Annotated in this window: 2 protein-coding genes; both read right to left on the reverse strand. The window is 51.0% G+C overall.

The features are described 5' to 3' along the window. Positions 1–94 precede the first annotated feature (94 nt). On the reverse strand, positions 95–268 hold the full coding sequence (locus tag ABYP33_RS18490) for a hypothetical protein (protein ID WP_373092744.1): 174 nt from the start codon (positions 266–268) through the stop codon (positions 95–97). A gap of 27 nt (positions 269–295) precedes the next feature. Further along, positions 296–2,649: hypothetical protein (locus tag ABYP33_RS18495; RefSeq protein WP_373092746.1), on the reverse strand; the 2,354-nt coding region annotated here is incomplete at its 5' end.

A 2,649-nucleotide genomic window follows, 5' to 3' on the forward strand; every position in this document is an offset into this window, starting at 1 on the left:
ATCACACCGAAATTTAATGTTCTGGTTAGAACCTTTTGTAATAAGGGGTGGCAAGCATCGAGGTGTTTCTGAGAGCGAGGGCCGAATTTGTATTTCACTTCCGCCTCCGCAAAACACCATAGGCCGTTATACACAAGCCGATAAAGCCGAAAACAACCGTGATTTGGTCGCTGTTATTGCCCATCCACGCCCATCCAGCCGATAGCCAAGTTAACGACAGCCCGCTTGCCGTCACTCCATTAACTGCTTGCGGTAATTGGTCTTGCATATCTCTGTCCTTGTGCGGCGTTAATTACTACACCTCGGCCCAAAAGCCTTCAAAATGGACTTGCATGTTCCCGCTTTCCGCTGATGCTTTCGACGCGCTAACCGCCAGCGTTCCCGCGTTATTAACCAGAGAGGGCGCACCAAAACCGCTGTTGTGGGTTATAGAATCTGAAACCGTAAGCGTAGTGCCATCCCACACGATCGTGGCAGAAATCATAAAGCTATCCGTTCCGCCGTCACCATAGACAACTGTTATTCGGCCAGCAGCCCTGTCCGGCAGCGCATAAATATTCATGTTCTCCGCGCCGCCGCTGCCTGTGTGTGAAAAAGTCACAGGGAATGACCATCCGGTCACGCCAACAGCACCGCCATTAGCGCCTCCAACTTTAGTTACAATTGCCGTAGCAGGGGCGGCATCGCTGACAAACTTAGGGCCGATAGTGGATCGGGAGGCGCGTAGTAGCGTACCGTTGCCCTTCGAGCGAACCACTCCTGACACGATAGTGTCGTACTGAGCATTCATCGCCCTGCTGCCTGCCGCGCCACGCACCACATTGCCGCCACCGATGTCAACGGAGCTAGCGAGAGGTATGTTTATGCCGTTAAGGTTGTTGGTGCTACCGGTTACTATATGGCCCAGAACCTGAATATTACCGCTGGCCCAGTTGCCGTTAGGGTCATGTATCCTTGCACCTGACGCTTCAGTGTCTCCAAATTTAACATCCCTAATAACCCCTGTGTTGCCCGCCGCGCCGAGATGAATCCCGTTAGACAGTGTCGTTTTATTCGAAGAGTGTGTCGGGATTTCAGAAAGATCATCCTCTAGGTCTGCGCCATCAATAACAAACCCTGAATGCCCGCTGGTCAATCGTATGTTGAATGTTGCATCAGCCGTGCCGGTAGCGTTAGCGTAATTGTTGTACTTACACACGCCGGGACCGATATAAAAGTCGGTGGCATTTGTGCTGGGTTGAATCCCCCACTCCCGGTTTAGCTTGATGTCATAGCCGCGCCCTTGCACGTTTTTCCCCGTAAAAGAAAAACCACGATTGCAAAGGTTTATCCACACACTGTCAAAGTTTGAGTCCGCTGACATACGTAAGCCAGTGCCACCACATGCCTCAATGAATGCGTGACATTTCGAATCAGCAGAACTTGATAGATCTACACCGTTACCGTATGTATACCCTCCGGTAATCGCCTCCAATGCACCAGTCGTATCCCCGATCAAGGCAAAGATACAATCAGAGTCAACAAGTGTTTCATTGCAAGCCCCAGCCGTGTCTATGGCGTCGGAAACATTCAAGTGCTCAAAAACAGCACCCTTGAAATTAACAAAAAACGTATCCGTTAAAACAAAGCAGCGGATAGTTCTGCCAGACTGATCTACTCCAGCAGAATTTGCGTGACTGGAAAAACTTCCGGATATATTGACCGCCGTACCATCCAAGGTGCCGCCCGTGATAGTAAAAATATCCTTGGTTTCATTGCAGTCAATAAGATAGCGAGTGCCGTCAATCTGGCCACCCGGATTGGCATAATTGGAGGCGATACCTACCGCACCCATAAACGTTCCTTGAGCGAGAGCAATAGGACAATCAGCCGCCGCAATACGAAACCGTCCAACCTCGCCAGCGTAGAACTTATTGGCCGCGTAAAACGCCTTGATGGAAGGGCTATCAACCGCCGTACCGTCACCAATTGCCCCATATTGGGTATAAGTCTTCAGGCCTTCGATGTTGTGAAACTGTGAGCACGTACCGCCTGCCGTGTTCTCGACTACTAAATAACCATTACCGCTATCCACGGGGAGCCAGTATTTTCGACCATTAGCTGTGCCAGTCTCAGCACCAGCCGGAGCAGACGAGGATGTGTTTATACACTGCCACTCTGCACCAGAGCCTGTCACATTGTTATTATCGTAGTAGCGGCATTTGCGGGAGTCACCGACAGCTATTATTAGCGAGGTTAATGATGCGGCCAACTCCCCCAGCGTGCCGACGGTGGGGACTCGTGCATCAAGGGCTAGCTTGACGTTGGCGGATTCGCCGTCGTAGGTGACTTTATCGGCAGTGGTAAGCCCGCCAATGTCTTTGATTGCTAACAGGTCGGCAAGCTCATCGCCGTCAACGGCGTTATAGCGCCCCTCAATCTGGCCGTCTATCTCGACCTCATATTCACCCGTGTCTGCATAGGCTTCAAATACGCCATCTTCGTCGGTAACAACAGGGTTGCCAATTTCACTACCACCAGTTGACGCATCGTACAGCGTCGCCTTGGTGACTGTATCGGCAATGTAAATAGTAACCTCTTTCCCCTGGATTGCATTACCAGCGTTATCGGTTACATCGTCTCGAATGATTCCGCGTCCCATGATTAAAC

The sequence above is a fragment of the Zhongshania sp. genome (assembly GCF_041584495.1).
Taxonomy (GTDB): domain Bacteria; phylum Pseudomonadota; class Gammaproteobacteria; order Pseudomonadales; family Spongiibacteraceae; genus Spongiibacter.